This window comes from Allobosea sp. Root670 (assembly GCF_001429415.1).
Classification (GTDB): Bacteria; Pseudomonadota; Alphaproteobacteria; order Rhizobiales; family Beijerinckiaceae; genus Allobosea; species Allobosea robiniae.
This window is the reverse complement of the sequence record NZ_LMJU01000012.1, coordinates 303,181-317,998: the sequence shown is the minus strand read 5'-3', so window position 1 is coordinate 317,998 and position 14,818 is coordinate 303,181. Positions and strand designations below refer to the sequence as shown.

18 protein-coding genes and 1 pseudogene are annotated in these 14,818 nt (G+C 61.3%); 16 read left to right on the top strand and 3 right to left on the bottom strand.

The window, feature by feature from the left end; all coding sequences use genetic code 11:
- Positions 1 to 65: 65 nt before the first annotated feature.
- The 7 genes from ASE61_RS11475 (at position 66) to ASE61_RS11450 (ending at position 5,965) form a co-directional block, all read left to right on the top strand.
- Positions 66 to 1,793, top strand: a complete 1,728-nt coding sequence (locus tag ASE61_RS11475; RefSeq protein ID WP_156407058.1) for a tape measure protein — start codon at positions 66 to 68, stop codon at positions 1,791 to 1,793.
- The gene (locus ASE61_RS11470; RefSeq protein ID WP_061966996.1) at positions 1,790 to 2,452 is read left to right on the top strand and encodes a hypothetical protein; all 663 of its coding nucleotides are present in this window, start codon (positions 1,790 to 1,792) and stop codon (positions 2,450 to 2,452) included. The genes ASE61_RS11475 and ASE61_RS11470 overlap by 4 nt, the downstream gene beginning before the upstream one ends.
- Before the next feature lie 191 nt (positions 2,453 to 2,643).
- Positions 2,644 to 4,161: a collagen-like protein gene (locus ASE61_RS11465; RefSeq protein WP_156407057.1), complete on the top strand. Its 1,518-nt coding sequence runs from the start codon at positions 2,644 to 2,646 to the stop codon at positions 4,159 to 4,161.
- 9 nt (positions 4,162 to 4,170) lie between these two features.
- A complete protein-coding gene (locus tag ASE61_RS11460) occupies positions 4,171 to 4,677 on the top strand; it encodes a hypothetical protein (protein WP_061966994.1) in 507 nt (168 codons plus the stop codon).
- Positions 4,677 to 4,883 carry a hypothetical protein gene (locus tag ASE61_RS11455; RefSeq protein ID WP_061966993.1) on the top strand — a complete coding sequence of 69 codons (207 nt, stop codon included), beginning with the start codon at positions 4,677 to 4,679 and terminating at the stop codon, positions 4,881 to 4,883. Before ASE61_RS11460 ends, ASE61_RS11455 begins: the two co-directional genes overlap by 1 nt.
- Before the next feature lie 17 nt (positions 4,884 to 4,900).
- On the top strand, positions 4,901 to 5,065 hold the full coding sequence (locus ASE61_RS26425) for a hypothetical protein (protein ID WP_156407056.1): 165 nt from the start codon (positions 4,901 to 4,903) through the stop codon (positions 5,063 to 5,065).
- 444 nt (positions 5,066 to 5,509) lie between these two features.
- Positions 5,510 to 5,965 (top strand): hypothetical protein, encoded by a 456-nt coding sequence (locus ASE61_RS11450; protein ID WP_061966992.1) that lies wholly within the window; start codon positions 5,510 to 5,512, stop codon positions 5,963 to 5,965.
- A gap of 72 nt (positions 5,966 to 6,037) precedes the next feature.
- Here ASE61_RS11450 and ASE61_RS26810 read toward each other — a convergent pair whose 3' ends face one another.
- Positions 6,038 to 6,175 (bottom strand): hypothetical protein, encoded by a 138-nt coding sequence (locus ASE61_RS26810; protein WP_162260092.1) that lies wholly within the window; start codon positions 6,173 to 6,175, stop codon positions 6,038 to 6,040.
- 259 nt (positions 6,176 to 6,434) lie between these two features.
- Between ASE61_RS26810 and ASE61_RS26420 the strand changes: the two genes are divergently transcribed.
- On the top strand, positions 6,435 to 6,758 hold the full coding sequence (locus tag ASE61_RS26420; protein WP_156407055.1) for a hypothetical protein: 324 nt from the start codon (positions 6,435 to 6,437) through the stop codon (positions 6,756 to 6,758).
- A gap of 87 nt (positions 6,759 to 6,845) precedes the next feature.
- On the opposite strand, the gene ASE61_RS11440 is transcribed toward ASE61_RS26420, so the two are convergent.
- Entirely contained in the window at positions 6,846 to 7,325 is a 480-nt protein-coding gene (locus tag ASE61_RS11440) for a hypothetical protein (RefSeq protein ID WP_061966990.1), read from the bottom strand.
- Positions 7,322 to 7,588, bottom strand: coding sequence for a helix-turn-helix transcriptional regulator (locus ASE61_RS11435; RefSeq protein WP_274532865.1), 267 nt, complete (start codon positions 7,586 to 7,588; stop codon positions 7,322 to 7,324). The genes ASE61_RS11440 and ASE61_RS11435 overlap by 4 nt, the downstream gene beginning before the upstream one ends.
- A 60-nt stretch (positions 7,589 to 7,648) precedes the next feature.
- Here ASE61_RS11435 and ASE61_RS11430 point away from each other — a divergent pair, with 60 nt between their 5' ends.
- From ASE61_RS11430 to ASE61_RS11390, 8 genes and pseudogenes are all read left to right on the top strand, one after another.
- Complete coding sequence (locus tag ASE61_RS11430) at positions 7,649 to 7,960, top strand: hypothetical protein (RefSeq protein WP_061966989.1); 312 nt, start codon at positions 7,649 to 7,651, stop codon at positions 7,958 to 7,960.
- Positions 7,961 to 8,508: 548 nt separating this feature from the next.
- Positions 8,509 to 9,714 (top strand): hypothetical protein, encoded by a 1,206-nt coding sequence (locus ASE61_RS11420; protein WP_061966987.1) that lies wholly within the window; start codon positions 8,509 to 8,511, stop codon positions 9,712 to 9,714.
- A 62-nt stretch (positions 9,715 to 9,776) separates the two neighbouring features.
- Positions 9,777 to 10,094: pseudogene (locus ASE61_RS11415) on the top strand (JAB domain-containing protein); the annotation flags it as partial.
- Entirely contained in the window at positions 10,094 to 10,462 is a 369-nt protein-coding gene (locus ASE61_RS11410) for a DUF488 domain-containing protein (RefSeq protein ID WP_061966986.1), read from the top strand. The pseudogene ASE61_RS11415 and the gene ASE61_RS11410, both read left to right, overlap by 1 nt.
- Positions 10,463 to 10,669: 207 nt before the next feature.
- Positions 10,670 to 12,085: a circularly permuted type 2 ATP-grasp protein gene (locus ASE61_RS11405; RefSeq protein ID WP_061966985.1), complete on the top strand. Its 1,416-nt coding sequence runs from the start codon at positions 10,670 to 10,672 to the stop codon at positions 12,083 to 12,085.
- Positions 12,086 to 12,158: 73 nt separating this feature from the next.
- Positions 12,159 to 13,100 (top strand): alpha-E domain-containing protein, encoded by a 942-nt coding sequence (locus ASE61_RS11400; protein ID WP_061966984.1) that lies wholly within the window; start codon positions 12,159 to 12,161, stop codon positions 13,098 to 13,100.
- Positions 13,101 to 13,155: 55 nt separating this feature from the next.
- Positions 13,156 to 13,983 (top strand): transglutaminase family protein, encoded by an 828-nt coding sequence (locus tag ASE61_RS11395; protein WP_061966983.1) that lies wholly within the window; start codon positions 13,156 to 13,158, stop codon positions 13,981 to 13,983.
- Between the two features lie 57 nt (positions 13,984 to 14,040).
- Positions 14,041 to 14,790 (top strand): hypothetical protein, encoded by a 750-nt coding sequence (locus tag ASE61_RS11390; RefSeq protein ID WP_061966982.1) that lies wholly within the window; start codon positions 14,041 to 14,043, stop codon positions 14,788 to 14,790.
- The last annotated feature ends 28 nt before the right edge of the window (positions 14,791 to 14,818 follow it).

Here is a 14,818-nt window from a genome sequence, read left to right as displayed (position 1 = left end):
CTAGGATTCTGACGAAGACCCACGCGGCATCTTCTCTTTGCTCCGTTTAACTACAGAGATTTCATTTGGCAACAGATCTAGAAAAACTGAGTTTGATCTTAGACGTTCAAACTCAGAAATTCCAAAACGCGATGAAGCGGCAGTCCGCGCAGTTCAATCGCATCAGCAAACAAATCGAAGACCGCGCCAGTGCGATGGAAAGGGGTGTCGGAGCCTCTTTTAGCACCCTCGGCAAGCGCCTTGGCGGAGTTTTTGCCGGGCTTGCCGTTGGCTCGACGCTGAATGACCTGCGGAAATTCTCAGACGTCTATACCGGCATTATCAATCAGTTGAAGGTCGCAGGTGTGAAGGACGCCGATCTCGGCGGTGTCTTTGATAACCTATACGCGTCAGCGCAGCGAAATGCCGTACCATTGGATTCGCTGGCCCAGCTCTACGGCCGTGTTAGCCAAGCCCAGACCACGCTGAAGGCTTCATCCGACGAGATTCTGCAGGTTACAGACATCGTGGCGCAATCGCTTCGGGTGTCGGGAAAGAGCGCATCAGAATCGTCCGGCGCGCTGCTTCAGCTCGCACAGGCGTTCAGCAACGGAAAGGTTCAGGCTGAGGAGTACAATTCGCTCCTCGACGGCGCGTATCCACTTCTGCAGGCGGCAGCAGCCGGAATGCAGCAGGCCGGCGGGGACGTCGCCAAGCTCACGGCGCTCGTCAAGGACGGAAAGGTAAGCAGCGAGGGTTTCTTCCGCGCCATCCAGGCCGGTGCGCCGTTGCTCGAGCAGAAACTCGCCGGCGCCACGCTGACCTCTGCCCAAGCCATGGAGAAACTTCAGAATGAGGTGATCAAAGCCGCCGGCGAGTTCGATAAGGCCACTGGCTTTTCGAGAGGTTTGGCGGTTGCCATCGACGGTCTTGCCGGGTCCATCGGAGGCATTGGCAGCGCGGCGTCTGGCGCGGTGAACGGCGTGCAGTCGTTGATTGCCAAGGTCGGTGAGCTTGCTCGCGCGAATGCCTCGGTCCAGCGCCAGCAGGCACTATCCTATCAGGACGAGCGCGCCGCTCGCGTGGCTCAGGCCCGCGAAATGGGGCTCGCCAATGCCGGCGGGCGTGATGCCGTCGCGGATGAGAATAGCAAAGCGGCCGAGATCGCGGCACGTCAGGCGCGGGCCGGTTTTCGGCGAGCCGAGATCGAGTTTGCGAACAACTCCGGCATCGGAGGCGACGGGTCCACCGACGCGCCTCGCCTTACACGGTTCGGTGTGACCAAGCCGGTCATCAAGCCGATCGACAACGACAAGTTCAAACCCGCAGGCGACAAAGAAAAGGGCGGATCAGGGGGCTCCTCGGCGGATACGCTGGACTCATATGAAAAAGCCCTGATCGCCTCTGAGAAGCGCACCAAGGCTCTGCAGCTCGAGGCCGAGATGGAAGGTAAAGGCACCTTCGCAAAGGCCAAGGCCCGCGAGGCGCTCGAACTCGAGACCGCAGCCAAGCGAGCGAACATCCCGATCACCGACGCGATGCGCAAGAAAATCGACGAGGCCGCGACCGGCTACGCAAACGCGAAGGTGAAACTGGAGGACGTCCAGAAGGCCATCGAGGGCTTCAACGACGCCTCTAAGTTCTTCGGCGACAACATAACCGACGCGCTGGGCGACATGATTTTGGACGGCGAAAAGGCCGAGGACGTGATGCGCAACTTGGTGAAGCAGCTCGCAAAAGCGGCGCTGCAGGCTGCGCTCGTCGGCTCTGGGCCAATCGGACCAATCTATGGAATTGAAAGGAGCGCCGCTTGAGCGCCTGCAACATCATCAAAACTGACGAAGCGATTTACCTGTTTTCCGACGCCGCGAACTACTACGGCGATGGCACCCTCGGCGCGGTTAGTCAGAAGGTTTCCATCTTGGCGCACCTCAACTGCGCAATTTCCTGCCGCGGCCCACGAGGCTTTGCGGAGGATCTGGCGCAGGCCATCAACGGCGAATTCGGCACGTTTGACGAACTGGTCGATAGCTTCGCTCTTGCAGTGTCGAATTTCTACACTGTCGGCCGGACTCAGTACGAGCACTGCGCTACCGGGCCGGAGGTCGAGGTGTTCCTGGCTGGCTGGTCGGAGACGCGGGAGCGTCCCGAGAGCTACGTGGTCACCTCGCACTCACTGAGCGGGCCGGCTTGGACGCTTCAGCCGCTCGGCCCGATCGCCGTGGCGCCGTACGATGCTGACCTCGATGCGCGCTGTGCCGCCTTGGAGCCCAGTGATGATGTAATCACGATGGGCGCCGCCCTGATGGAGGAGCAGCGGAAGGTCCGCGGTCCGCATGCCGGCGCTGGGCCCTCTGTGGCCGGCGTGGGCGGCTTCTGCCAGGTGACGGTGATCCGACCGCACTCGATCCAGACTGCAATCGTCAGGCGTTGGCCGGATCAGGTCGGCGAGCCGCTGGGGGTGGCGGCTTAGCCGCCTCCGTCATCTCAATATTTGTACAATTCAGCCGCATCAGGGCGGCATTTTCATAGGTAACTATGCCCCAATCAATCGCATTTTTTCAATTCTCGACTGAAGAAGACCTTAGTTATGTCCTTGAGTTCAGCGGCCTCGACCTTACGGGCCGGAATTTCGAGATCAAGGTTACGGAGCGAGCGTCTAATGTGACGAAAGTCACGCTGACCAACGGCTCTGGAATTACCATCACAGGCACGAACGTTCTTGAGGCGGCTTACGCCAAGGCCGGGATGACGGGATGGGCGCGCGGCGAGTATTCCGCGGATGTCGTGGACATCACAGGCGGCGGGCACTCTCGCATTATGGCTGTGCGGTTTGTGCTGGACCTGCCCGGGCGTCTCGTGCAGGGCGTTCAGAACCGCAAGGCATTCATCAACTGGAGCCCTAACCAGGCTGTCGTTACCGCCACCGGAGCGATTGGTCCGGCGGGTCCTGTGGGACTGACGGGGTCGCAGGGTATTCAGGGCGAACCCGGTCTCGACGGTGCCGACGGCGCAAACGGAGCGGACGGGACGGACGGCGATAACGGTTGGACCCCGGAGCTTGCGGTCGTCACCGACGGAACACGCCGCGTGCAGCAGGTTGTTGACTGGTTCGGCGGCGAGGGCACGAAGCCCACAACCGGGGACTACGTGGGCGCGACGGGGCTTACGCCAACTATCGGCGATGCAATTGATATCCGCGGACCCGAGGGCACTGCGACCATCCCCGATGGCGATAAGGGCGACATCACCACCTCTGACGACGGCGACACGTGGACGCTGAACAATGACGTTTTGCGTGATGTTCATTTTCCCTCTGACGCGGTCAACCTACCAGCAATTCGCAAGCGCCTGCGCAACATCCCCGATTTGGGGGATTACGGCATCACGTCCAGCGGATCGACAGACTACGGCCAGAGCGACTTCGATTCGGTGGTTTCAGGGCTCGTGGCCGACGGGCATAGGCTGGTGCTCGCACCGGCCGGTAATTATCGCCTTGGAGAGCAAATTCAGTTCTCGAAGGGGCCTGTCCTCGAAGGCGAGCACAAGAGCTTCTCCGTCTTCAAAATGCATCACGCGAACACCGGATTTGTGTTCACTGGCGCTGATGAGAATGGTGGAGGTCTTCGAAATCTCTCGGTCGTCAATGACAGCGGTACGACCTGCGTCGCTTATGTACAGCTCATTGCTGCAATCGGCGGAACTTCTCCGGATTTCTTTTTCATCGACGAATGCAACTTCACCGGGTTCTCGGCTGCTACCTCGGCCTATGGCCTCATTTTCGATGGCAATGCACGAGATGGCACTGCGCCCAATGGCCTGAAGGGCGTCCGTAACCTCTTCGTCCGCAACACGCAGGTATTCAACTGTAACGTGGTCAGCGTCGAGCTACGGCAGGCGCGCGGCGTGCGCCTCGATGGCCTCGAAATTTACCAAGCTGACGGCGCTGTCCAGAAGCTCTCGATTACCGGGTCCAATGCGACCAAGCCATCGTCTCTCATTCGCATGATCGGCTGCGTGCTCGGTGACGTTTCCGTTGACTACGCGAACGACATCAAGGGGCGCGACAACACGATGGTCAACGTCACTGTCACCGCCAATGCCTCAACCGGCACGCTCGGCCTTGCATCGTCCAGTGTGGTGAACAACGGCACCAATTTCGTGGTCGAAGGATTAGTTTGAGGATCGGTCATGGCCATCAAAATTTATGCTACGGACTATCGATATTCCGGCAAGCTGACCGTCGAAGGAACCACAGCCTCGACATCACCGACGACGGGCGCACTCGTCGTCGGGGGCGGTGTCGGATCCGACGGCCAGGTCAGCGCTCAAGCGTTCAAAGCCTTCGGCGCGAGCGCGGGCTATGAGCTGACGATAGCGCTCGACGGAACGGGCGCGAAGATCGGTCACAATTCCGGCGCCCGCGATATCCAGTTCCAGACCAGCAGCACGACGCGATTGACGATCGCCGCGACCGGACCCGTTACCGTGGCGCAAGAGCTGCGGGTGGCGGGCGATGTCGGCGGCGCCGCGAACCAGAACACGCTGACCGGCACCTCGAACCTGACGGCCAATTCGACCGGCGTCGGTACGATCAAGTTCAAAGGCACAACCAGTAGAGACAGCGCCGGGTTCATCAAAATGTATGCCGGCACGACAGCCTATTACGTGCCGGTGTTCTCTGGGATCGCCGGGTGATGGCGATGGACATCGATCAGAAGATCAAGCTCGCCATCGGCGAGGCCATCGTCCAGGCGGCGGTAAATGAGCATCGCGCCGAGGCTGCAGAGCGGAGGATTGCGGAATTAGAAGCCGAGATCGCGTCCGACTTGGGGGCAGCAACCGGCCAGCATGAACAGCCCGCTTTGGCTGAAGTTATCGAAGAACCGCCGGCGATCAGCTAGTCACAACGAGGAATACCATGGAAAACAACCACCCCATCACCGTCAAAATCCGCGCTCCGAAGGCCGATGGCTTCGACCGCGTTACGATCATCCGTCGCCAGGACGATGGCGTTCCGGAGCATGTCGCGCTCCTTGCGGACGATGAAACCAGTGTAACGATCGAGCTGGCCGAGAAGGAGTGAGCGAACCGGCCCGGCTGCGATGTGCGGGCGGGCCGGGGTCGGCCAGCCACGGGGTGGCGGCTGGCCGGAGGATGGAGTCGGGCGGAAGATCGAACCTGCCCGACAGATGCCGCTTAGCGGCAACCCGTTGGGGCTGCTCTTTTAGGATTTATAGTTCATGCTTATGTTTGAGTGGTGGACTTGCGAGAATCTGCGGCCAGCGCTGCATGTGGAAGGCGGGAGAATGAGAATGTTCAGCAAACGGAATGTAAACACCGGAAAAGACGGGGCTTACAAATCAGTGGCTGTCATCTCGGAAAAACCCTTGGGCGGGCGTGTCGGCTCATATTCAGTCAGATCTGTCGACACGGGCCGGTTTTTTGAGGCAAAAAGGCTTGCGGCATCGGTATTGACGCAAAAGCCAGGTAAAAAATAAAGTTCAGTCGGCCACGGGGGGCAAGGTACTTGACTGACTACAACCGGGTTTTTGAGCGAATCTGCGCGAAATCGCAATCCGAGGGCGATCAAATTATCGCCTATATCGCTTACGGCGTATATAAGGAGCAGAAGCGGGACTTTTTAATGCGCCGTAAGGAAGAACTCGGCGGCCCGGTACCTACTGCAGAGATTGATGTATATCACCGTACATGGGGTGATGGTCAGATCAATTTGGTTTGGGAGAGCGCCACACAGGCGCTCGCCCAGTTTGCCGTGTCATATGCCGACGCCGAAAAGCAGAAAGCTGTCCAAGAGGCGCTGACAACTGCACTAAAAGGCAGTTCACTACGCCAATTATGGACAGCCATTATCGCAAATATCGGCGCAGCCATAATTACAGTGTTTGTTTATTTTGCCCTTCGCTTCGTTGGCTTTGATCTGATTGATCAGATCAAGAAACTTGAACGGATCGTCCCCAGCTAGCCGCGAAGGCACTTCAAAAAGAAAACGCGGCAGGATTTCTCCCGCCGCGCCCAGCTGTCAGAGTCCCGCCGGTTAGCGGCGGCCCTTCTTTTCATCCTGGCTGAGGACCGACGCTGCGAGCGTCTTGACCTGCGTCTGGGTGGGCTTGGCTCCTCCGAGCACTTTGCCCGCGATCGAGGAGGCGCTGTTGCCCGACTGTTTCTTCGACATGATTTATTCTCGCGTGGCTTGATCAAAGCCCCAAGTCCGCGCTACCACAAGCTTGCACACTGTGTAGTGGGCGGTTGTCCCTTGGGAGCCACCCAAAAGACGAGGCAGGCTCGCGAATGCGGCCTGCCTTTTTTTCGCGCAAAACTGCCCTATCGTCAAGGAATAGTGTTCAGACATACCTGTGGACACGACATCTGGTAGGGCGATGTGGGTTATGGGGATAAGCTGCAGGGCGCCCGCTAAGCCTCGGAAATCGCCTGTGAATCGGGTGCTGCTCGGCAAGATTGCCACAGTGCGGGACGATGCGCAGTCCTTAAAATCCCCGCTATTCATGGTTGATGGGCACACCTCGGCGCGGTCAAGGGGCTTACGGCTCGACCTTTATCTCTGTGAAACGATCGATGGCCCTTTCTACGAGTTCCGTTTCATCGGTGCAGATCGGCACGAGCGCGACGATGATCTGCGCAAGCCGATCACGTTCAGCGTGTGCAGATCCGGAAGCGTGGCCGTCGGCGACGATCTCAGTCCACGCGAGGTTGAAGGCGCCGTGTGCACGGGCGAGGTCAACAGGGTCCCTGAGTGAGGAAAATGGCATGCCCACCTCCATCAGATGAGAATAGAGGTAATTTCATTATCGCCGCGCCCGATTCAAGGGGCGGGCCGGGTGCGGTCAAGGGGTGTCGTCGTCATCATCATCCCACCCCCGATCCGGCTCGGGATCGCGGGATTTGGGTTGGATACGCACCCGGCCGGATGGCTGACCCGACAATTGCTGCGCTCGCGCAATCAAGTTTTCCTCGGGGTCGCCCGAAAAATTCGCTCGCTCATAGTCCGTAACAAGCCACATGTGATTTGCGACGGCGTCAAGATAGCGCTCGCTGACATTATCGTCGTTCTTTAGAACAATCAGCCAATAATCGTCTCCGAATCCCTCTTCGATAAATATCCGATCATGAACGACGGATGTTGTGTAATCCGGCGGATCATGGAGCGTCATTAACCGATCGCCCTTGTTGGGGATATTCCACCCGTAATTCTGAAGGTCACGGTCAACATATCCCGTAAGTTCGCCGTCTTCCTGCAGAGAAACATAGCGGACGCGGGGCATTACCTTGCTAAATTTATTGAGGATATCCCATTCCCGACTCATGGCTTCAACGCCACCCCTGGCCCGGTAGCCACGTCACCGTCGGCTAGGAAGGTCACGCCTGCCTGTTCAAGGGCGGCGCGGATGGCAGCGAGGTTGTTCGGGCCGGGAGTACGCTTGCCCTTTTCGAAGTCAATGACGACGCCGCGCGACACATGGGCGGCAGCCGCCAATGCGTTCTGGTCCATTGATATGAGCGCGCGGGCCGCGCGACATTGATCGGGGCTGAGCGACTTTAAGTCCAACGTTCGATTCCTTGTTGACACAGAATCCGACTTCCGACATTATGTCAAACATTGGATTTGGAATCAACAGGGAGCCACCCCATGACCGCCAACGCAGTTAACAAGACACTAGAAATCGTCGAGAGCACCTACGAGCCCACGCCCTGCGGTAACGGCATGGTGCTGCGCTGCCTCACGCAGGTCGTTGGCGGCGCTGACGAAGGCCGGCTGGCCTATCTCGACCTCACGCTAGAGCATTCCGACGAGCGCATTCAGGAACGCGGGCAGCGCGCGTTTGCGGCCCTGCGTCGAGCTATTGATGTACTCAGCCCGGAGGACAGCACCGAGTTGCATTACAAGGCATTCCAGTTCCCCTTCAGCATTGAGCGCGTCGAACTCCGGAGGGCAGCGTGAAGACGCCGGGCTGTCCGGGGCTGGGGGGCTTTGAGGATAGCCCGGCGTCCGCCGCCCAGCGAACTGGTCGGCTAGCGAAAGTTGCGTGCTGTGTGAGGCAGAATCTAGGCAGCCTGAATCACGGCCGGTGACGCGTCGTAGCCCGCAGCAGCAGCGCGTCGCCATCGCGCGCTCGAAAGGGCGGCGGCTTGACAACCGCATGTAACCACTCGGCTATTGAAGAGCCTCGACATCGCACGGGCCGGCTTGACAGAAGCCTGTGCGAATCCGTCAATTAACGGGCATTCGCCCACCGTGGAGGCATGAGTGCAGCCAGCCAACGATAACTCGCCGCTGTATTTGCCGGAGCAGGCAATCGCGCAGCGCATCCTTGGGTCCAAGGCTAAGGTCCGGTGGGACTCTCTTGCCCTTGTGCTGGAGCGCGAGGGCCTGCCTCGTGTGGACCCTCTCACCGGTTGCCGCTACTGGCCTGCGGTTCGGGAATTTCTCGACCGCCGGCACGGTATCCGGCAAGGTGCCCTGCCCTCTGCGGCTGACGGCGTCGAGGTATGGCAGTGATCGACTTCCCGGGGCTCAAGCGCAAGCGGAACAAAGACGGCTCGGTTCGCGAGTACTGGGAAGCCCGCGCCGATCTGGTGAAGCGCGGCTATCGCCCCTCGTCGGTCCGGTTACATTATGCGGAGACGCCGGAAGGCCGCGCATCGCTTTCTTCATATTGCAATCGCCTGCAGTCGGAGATGCTTGCTTGGGCCACCCGCGGTCAACATTGCGCTCCCAGTTATGACGGCTCGATGCTGAGCCTGTCGCGTCTATTCCAGACGAACGAGGATTCGCCGTTCCGCACAATGAAGTGGAACAGCCGGGCCAATGTGCTCAAGTCGCTGACCATTATCGAGAAGAGCGTCGGAGACAGGCAGATTGCCAAGCTGCTCGGGCCGGACTTCAAGCGCTGGCACGCTCGCTTTGGCGCACCGAAGAAGCCGGACGCCCCTGCCCGCCCCTGGCGTGGCAAGCATGCCATGGACGCCGTAAGGCAGTTGATTAGCTATGGCGTGACACTTGGATACGACGACTGCTTCCGTGCCGATACCATCCTTGGCAAGATCCGATTCCCGACGCCACCGGCACGGACAGCCGTGATGACGATTGACCATGTGAATGCCGTGCGCACCACCGCCCACGCCGAGGGCTGGCCATCGGTCGCCTTGGCTACCGCTTTGCAGTTCGAACTCGCCATGCGCCAGAAGGATGTCATCGGCGAGTGGGAACCGGCCGAAACCGAAGGCGGCATCTATTACAATGGTCGGCGTTGGGTGAACGGCCTTCTATGGTCGGACATCGACGAGAAGATGGTGATCCGCAAGGTGCACACGAAAACGGGCTTTCCCGTCGAGCACGACTTGAAACTTCATCCGGCCGTGCTGGAAGAGATCGCTCGCGTGCCGCTGGAGAAGCGCGTTGGCCCTATGATTATCGCCAAGACGACTGGCGAGCCCTACAAGCATAGGAACTTTACCGATCGCTGGCGGTCCATTGCCGACAAGGCAGGCGTACCTAAGGGGGTTTGGAACATGGACGCCCGTGCCGGCGCTATCACCGAGGCCTATGACCTTGGCGCGACCGAGACAGACGTCATGAAATCAGCCGGCCATCTGAACCGCCAGACCAGCGCTCGGTACAACCGTGGCACAATTGAGCAGACCAGCCGCGTCGCCCAACTTCGGCTCGCAAAACGTAGCGAGAACAAGCCATGAGGGACGCGACAAGGACGTTTGGGGGACGCGGCGCGCAAGCGTTTGATTCTATGTCGAAATCCGAAGAGGAGGAACACATCCGCATCCTCTTCCTCGACAAGAAGAACACCCTGATCGCCGACGAAGTCCAGCAGACCGGCACGGTCGACCATACGCCGGTCTATCCGCGCGAGGTGATGCGCCGCGCGCTGGAGCTGTCGGCCTCCGCGATCATCCTGGTCCATAACCATCCGTCAGGCGATCCCACCCCATCCGGCGCCGACATGCGGATGACGCGCGAGCTGGTCGATATCGCCAAGCCCCTGGGCGTCGCCATCCACGACCACATCATCGTCGGCCGCGACGGCCATGCCAGCTTCCGCAGTCTCGGGCTGATCTGATGACGAAACTGACAGTCAAGCGCGTCTACGATCCCCCGGCACCCAGTGACGGCCGGCGTATCCTGGTCGACCGACTCTGGCCGCGCGGCGTCTCGAAGGACCGGATCGATCTCTGGCTCAAGGATCTCGCGCCCAGCGACGCGCTGCGCCACGAATTCCACGGCCACCCCGACCACTGGGACGAGTTCTGTATCGCCTATGCGACCGAGCTCGGCAGCCCGCCGGCCCAGGCCGCTCTCGCGACCCTGGCAGCCGAACGGAAGCAGGGCCCGGTCGTCCTGCTCTATGCGGCGAAGGACGAGAACCGGAACAATGCGGTTGCCCTGCGCCTCTGGCTGGACGCCCGCCCGAATTCGGTCCAAGAATAGCGCAGGCATGGCCGCCCGGCGCGGCGCGACGAATGTACAGCCGCTTCATGCGGGCTGGCTCAGCTTTGCCAAGATCAACTAAAGCAAACTGTACCTGATCAATACTGCCCATGAAAAAGGCAGATCAGATGAATTACGTGGCTATTCTCCCTCTTCCCGAACGGCCGCGAATGCGCATAGGCTGGTCTTAACGGGGAAGAGGGCTGCATGGTCGCATTCGATGAAATGAGCGGTTCGGGAGCCGAGCTGAGGCCCGCCTACGAAGCCCTGGATCGCTGGCTGAAGGAAGCGCCGCCCGAGATGCTGGCGCTCAGGCGCAGCCAGGCGGAACTGTTCTTCCGCCGCATCGGCATCACCTTCGCGGTCTATGGCGACGAGGAATCGACCGAGCGCCTGATCCCCTTCGACATCATCCCGCGCGTGCTGACCAAGCCGGAATGGACCAAGCTGGAGGCCGGCCTGCGCCAGCGCGTCACCGCCCTCAACATGTTCCTGGCCGATGTCTACGGCCCCAAGGAATGCCTGAAGGCCGGCATCATCCCGCCCGATCTCGTCTATCGCAACGCCTGCTATCAGCTCGAAATGGTCGATTTCAAGGTCCCGCACGGCATCTACTGCCACATCGCCGGCATCGACGTGGTGCGCGTCGACGCGGATACTTTCTACGTCCTCGAGGACAACGCCCGCACGCCTTCCGGCGTCTCCTACATGATGGAGAACCGCGAGGTGATGCTCAGGCTCTTCCCGGAGCTGTTCTCGACCCACCGCGTCGCGCCGGTCGACAACTATCCGGACCAGTTGCTGGCGACCCTGCGCTCGGTCGCGCCGCGCAGCGCCTCGTCGGACCCGACGATCTGCCTGCTGACGCCCGGCCAGTACAATTCGGCCTTCTACGAGCACTCCTTCCTCGCCGACAAGCTCGGCGTCGAATTGGTCGAGGGCTCGGACCTGCTGGTCAAGGACGACGTCGTCTACATGCGCACGACGCAGGGGCCGAAGCGTGTCGACGTGATCTACCGGCGCATCGATGACGACTTCATCGACCCGCTCGCCTTCCGCAGCGATTCCGTGCTGGGCGTGCCCGGCATCATCGGCGCCTACAAGGCCGGCAATGTCACACTGGCGAACGCGGTCGGCACCGGCGTCGCCGACGACAAGGCGGTCTACAGCTACATGCCGGAGATCGTGAAGTTCTTCACCGGCGAGGAGCCGATCCTGAAGAACGTCCCGACCTTCCGCTGCCGCGAGCCCGAGGCCAATGCCTATGTGCTCGACAATCTCGACAAGCTCGTCGTCAAGGAGGTCAACGGCTCGGGCGGCTACGGCATGCTCGTGGGCCCGCACGCCAACAAGGCCCAGATCGAGACCTTCCGGCGCAAGCTCAAGGCCCAGCCCGAGGGCTTCATCGCCCAGCCGACGCTGGCACTCTCGACCTGCCCGACCTTCGTCGCCTCGGGCGTCGCGCCGCGCCATGTCGACCTGCGCCCCTATGTGCTCTCCGGCGCGAACGGCATCTCCTGCGTGCCCGGCGGCCTGACGCGCGTCGCGCTCAAGGAAGGCTCGCTCGTCGTCAATTCCAGCCAGGGCGGCGGCACCAAGGACACCTGGGTGCTCGACGCATGAGCATCCCCGCCGCGCCCTCGCCAGCCCTCCTCCCGCAACAGCCTGCCATCCCGCGGAAAGGCACACGCTGACCATGCTTTCGCGTACCGCAGACAGCCTCTACTGGGTTTCCCGCTATGTCGAACGGGCCGAATATCTCGCCCGCATCCTCGACGCCACGACGCGCCTGACCAACCTGCCGACGACCTATGGCGGTGCCGGCACGGAATGGCAGAGCGCGGTTCTCACCGCCGGCTGCGAGGAGGACTTCGCCAGGGCCTATGGCGAAGCGAATGAGCGCAATGTCTGCGATTTCCTGACCTTCAACCCCGACAATCCGTCTTCGATCCGCAATTGCCTCGCCCAGGCCCGCTCGAACGCGCGGGGCGTGCGCACGGCGCTGACCTCGGAGATGTGGGACGCGCTGAACGGCGCCTGGCTGGAATTGCAGCGCTTCGAGAAGAAGCGCATGGATCGCGAGGAGTTCGCCCGCTTTCTCGACTGGGTGAAGAACGTCTCGCTGGTCTTCGACGGCTCGGCCTATCGGACCATGTTGCGCGACGACGGCTACTGGTTCTCGCGCCTCGGTGTCTATCTCGAACGCGCCGACAACACCGCCCGCATCCTCGACGTGAAATACCATGTGCTGCTACCGGCCGACGAGCAGGTCGGCGGCTCGCTCGATTACTTCCAATGGACGACCGTGCTGCGCGAGGTCTCGGCGCTGACCGCCTATCACTGGGTCTATCGCGAGGCGGTGAAGCCGATCCTCGTCGCCGATCTCCTGGTGCTGAACCGCCGCATGCCGCGCTCGCTCGCTGCCTGCTACGAGAACATCTCGCGCTTCCTCGATGCGCTCGGCGATGCCTATGGTCGCCAGGGACCGGCGCAACGCCAGGCGCGCAAAACCCTTGGCAGCCTCAGCAACACAAAGATCGACGACGTCTTCGAGCACGGCCTGCACGAGTTCATCGAGGAGTTCATCACCGAGAACAACCGCCTCGGCAACACCATCTTCGAGCAGTATCTGCAATGAAGTGCTCGCCTGCGCTCTCGGCGCGACTGCCATAAACCCTGCCCCGGACTGAAGCATGCGGATCAGGATTTCCCATACGATCGGCTACGAATATGCCGAGCCGGCGCGCCACATCACGCAGATCCTGCGGCTGACGCCGCGCGACCATGACGGCCAGCATGTCATGTCCTGGCGCATCGAGCCGAATGTCGACGGCCGGCTGCGCGCCTCGCAGGATGCCCATGGCAATATCGTGCACTCGTTCTACGCCGACGGGCCGATCTCCTCGCTTGCCATCCGCATCGACGGACTGATCGAGACGATCGACTTCGCCGGCGTGGTCCGTGGCGGGCTGGAGCGCGTGCCTTGCGAGGTCTATTGCCGCGACACGCTCCTCACCGGGCAGGACGAGGCGCTGCGCAGCTTCGCCGACGCGGTCACCGCCGGCGCCGACACGCCGCTTTCCCAGATGCATGCCTTGATGAATGCCGTCGGCGACCGCATGGGTTGCCTCGAGGCCAGCGGCCGCAGCGGCGTCGGCGCGGCCGCAGCCTTTGCAGCGCGCGAAGCGATCGCACAGGACATCGCCCATGTCTTCATGGCCTGCGCCCGGCATCTCGGCCTGCCCGCCCGCTATGTCTCGGGCTATGTCGCACGGTCCGACAGCCTGCCGCATGGCAACGGCGCCCATGCCTGGGCCGAGGTTCATCTCGAGGACTATGGCTGGATCGGCTTCGACTGTGCCAATGGGCTCTGCCCGATCGACACGCACGTGCGTGTTGCGATAGGGCTCGACTACGCGGATGCCGCACCGGTTCGAGGCTCGCGCCAGGGCGGCGAAGGCGAGAACCTCAGCGTCCTCGTCAGCGCCCGCGAAACTGAGGGCCGCTTCGCCAACCAGTAGCGCCCCTTCCAGCGCACTCCGCCAGGAAGACTGGGCCAAAAAGCAGGGATCGAACCCGTGACCTATTGCGCCGGAATCCTCGTGCAGGATGGCCTCGTCATGATCGCCGACACCCGCACCAATGCCGGGCTCGACGACATCTCGACCTTCCGCAAGCTCCATGTCTTCAACTGGCCGGGCGACCGCAATTTCGGCCTGATGACGGCCGGCAATCTCTCGATCACGCAATCGGTGGTGAGCTTCCTGCACGAGGGGCTGCTCAATCCCGAGAGCGGCGAACTCGACACATTGCAGAACGCCAGCTCGATGTTCAGGGCCGCCCAGCTCGTCGGCCGCTGCATCCGCCATGTCCGCGACATCGACGGGCCCGCGCTGGAGGATGCTGGCGTCAAATTCGAGATCGGCATGCTGTTCGGCGGCCAGATCAAGGGGCAGCCGATGCGCCTCTTCATGGTCTACAGCGCCGGCAACTTCATCGAGTGCGGCATCGATTCCCCATTCCTGCAGATCGGCGAGCATAAATACGGCAAGCCGATCCTCGACCGTGCCGTCACCTACAAGACCCATCTCTACGACGCCTTGAAAGTCGGTCTGATCTCGATGGATTCGACCATGCGCTCGAATCTCGGCGTCGGCCTGCCGATCGATCTCGTCGTCATCAGACGCGACGCCGATGATTTCGAGCTCAACCGGCGGATCGAAGCGGGAGAGCCGTATTTCCACGATCTGCGCGAACGCTGGTCGGCGGCACTGCGGGCCGCGCATATGGCGATACCGCGGCCACCTTACGCGCCACCCGGAGCTTGAGCGCTTGAAAACCCGTGTGCAGGCAACG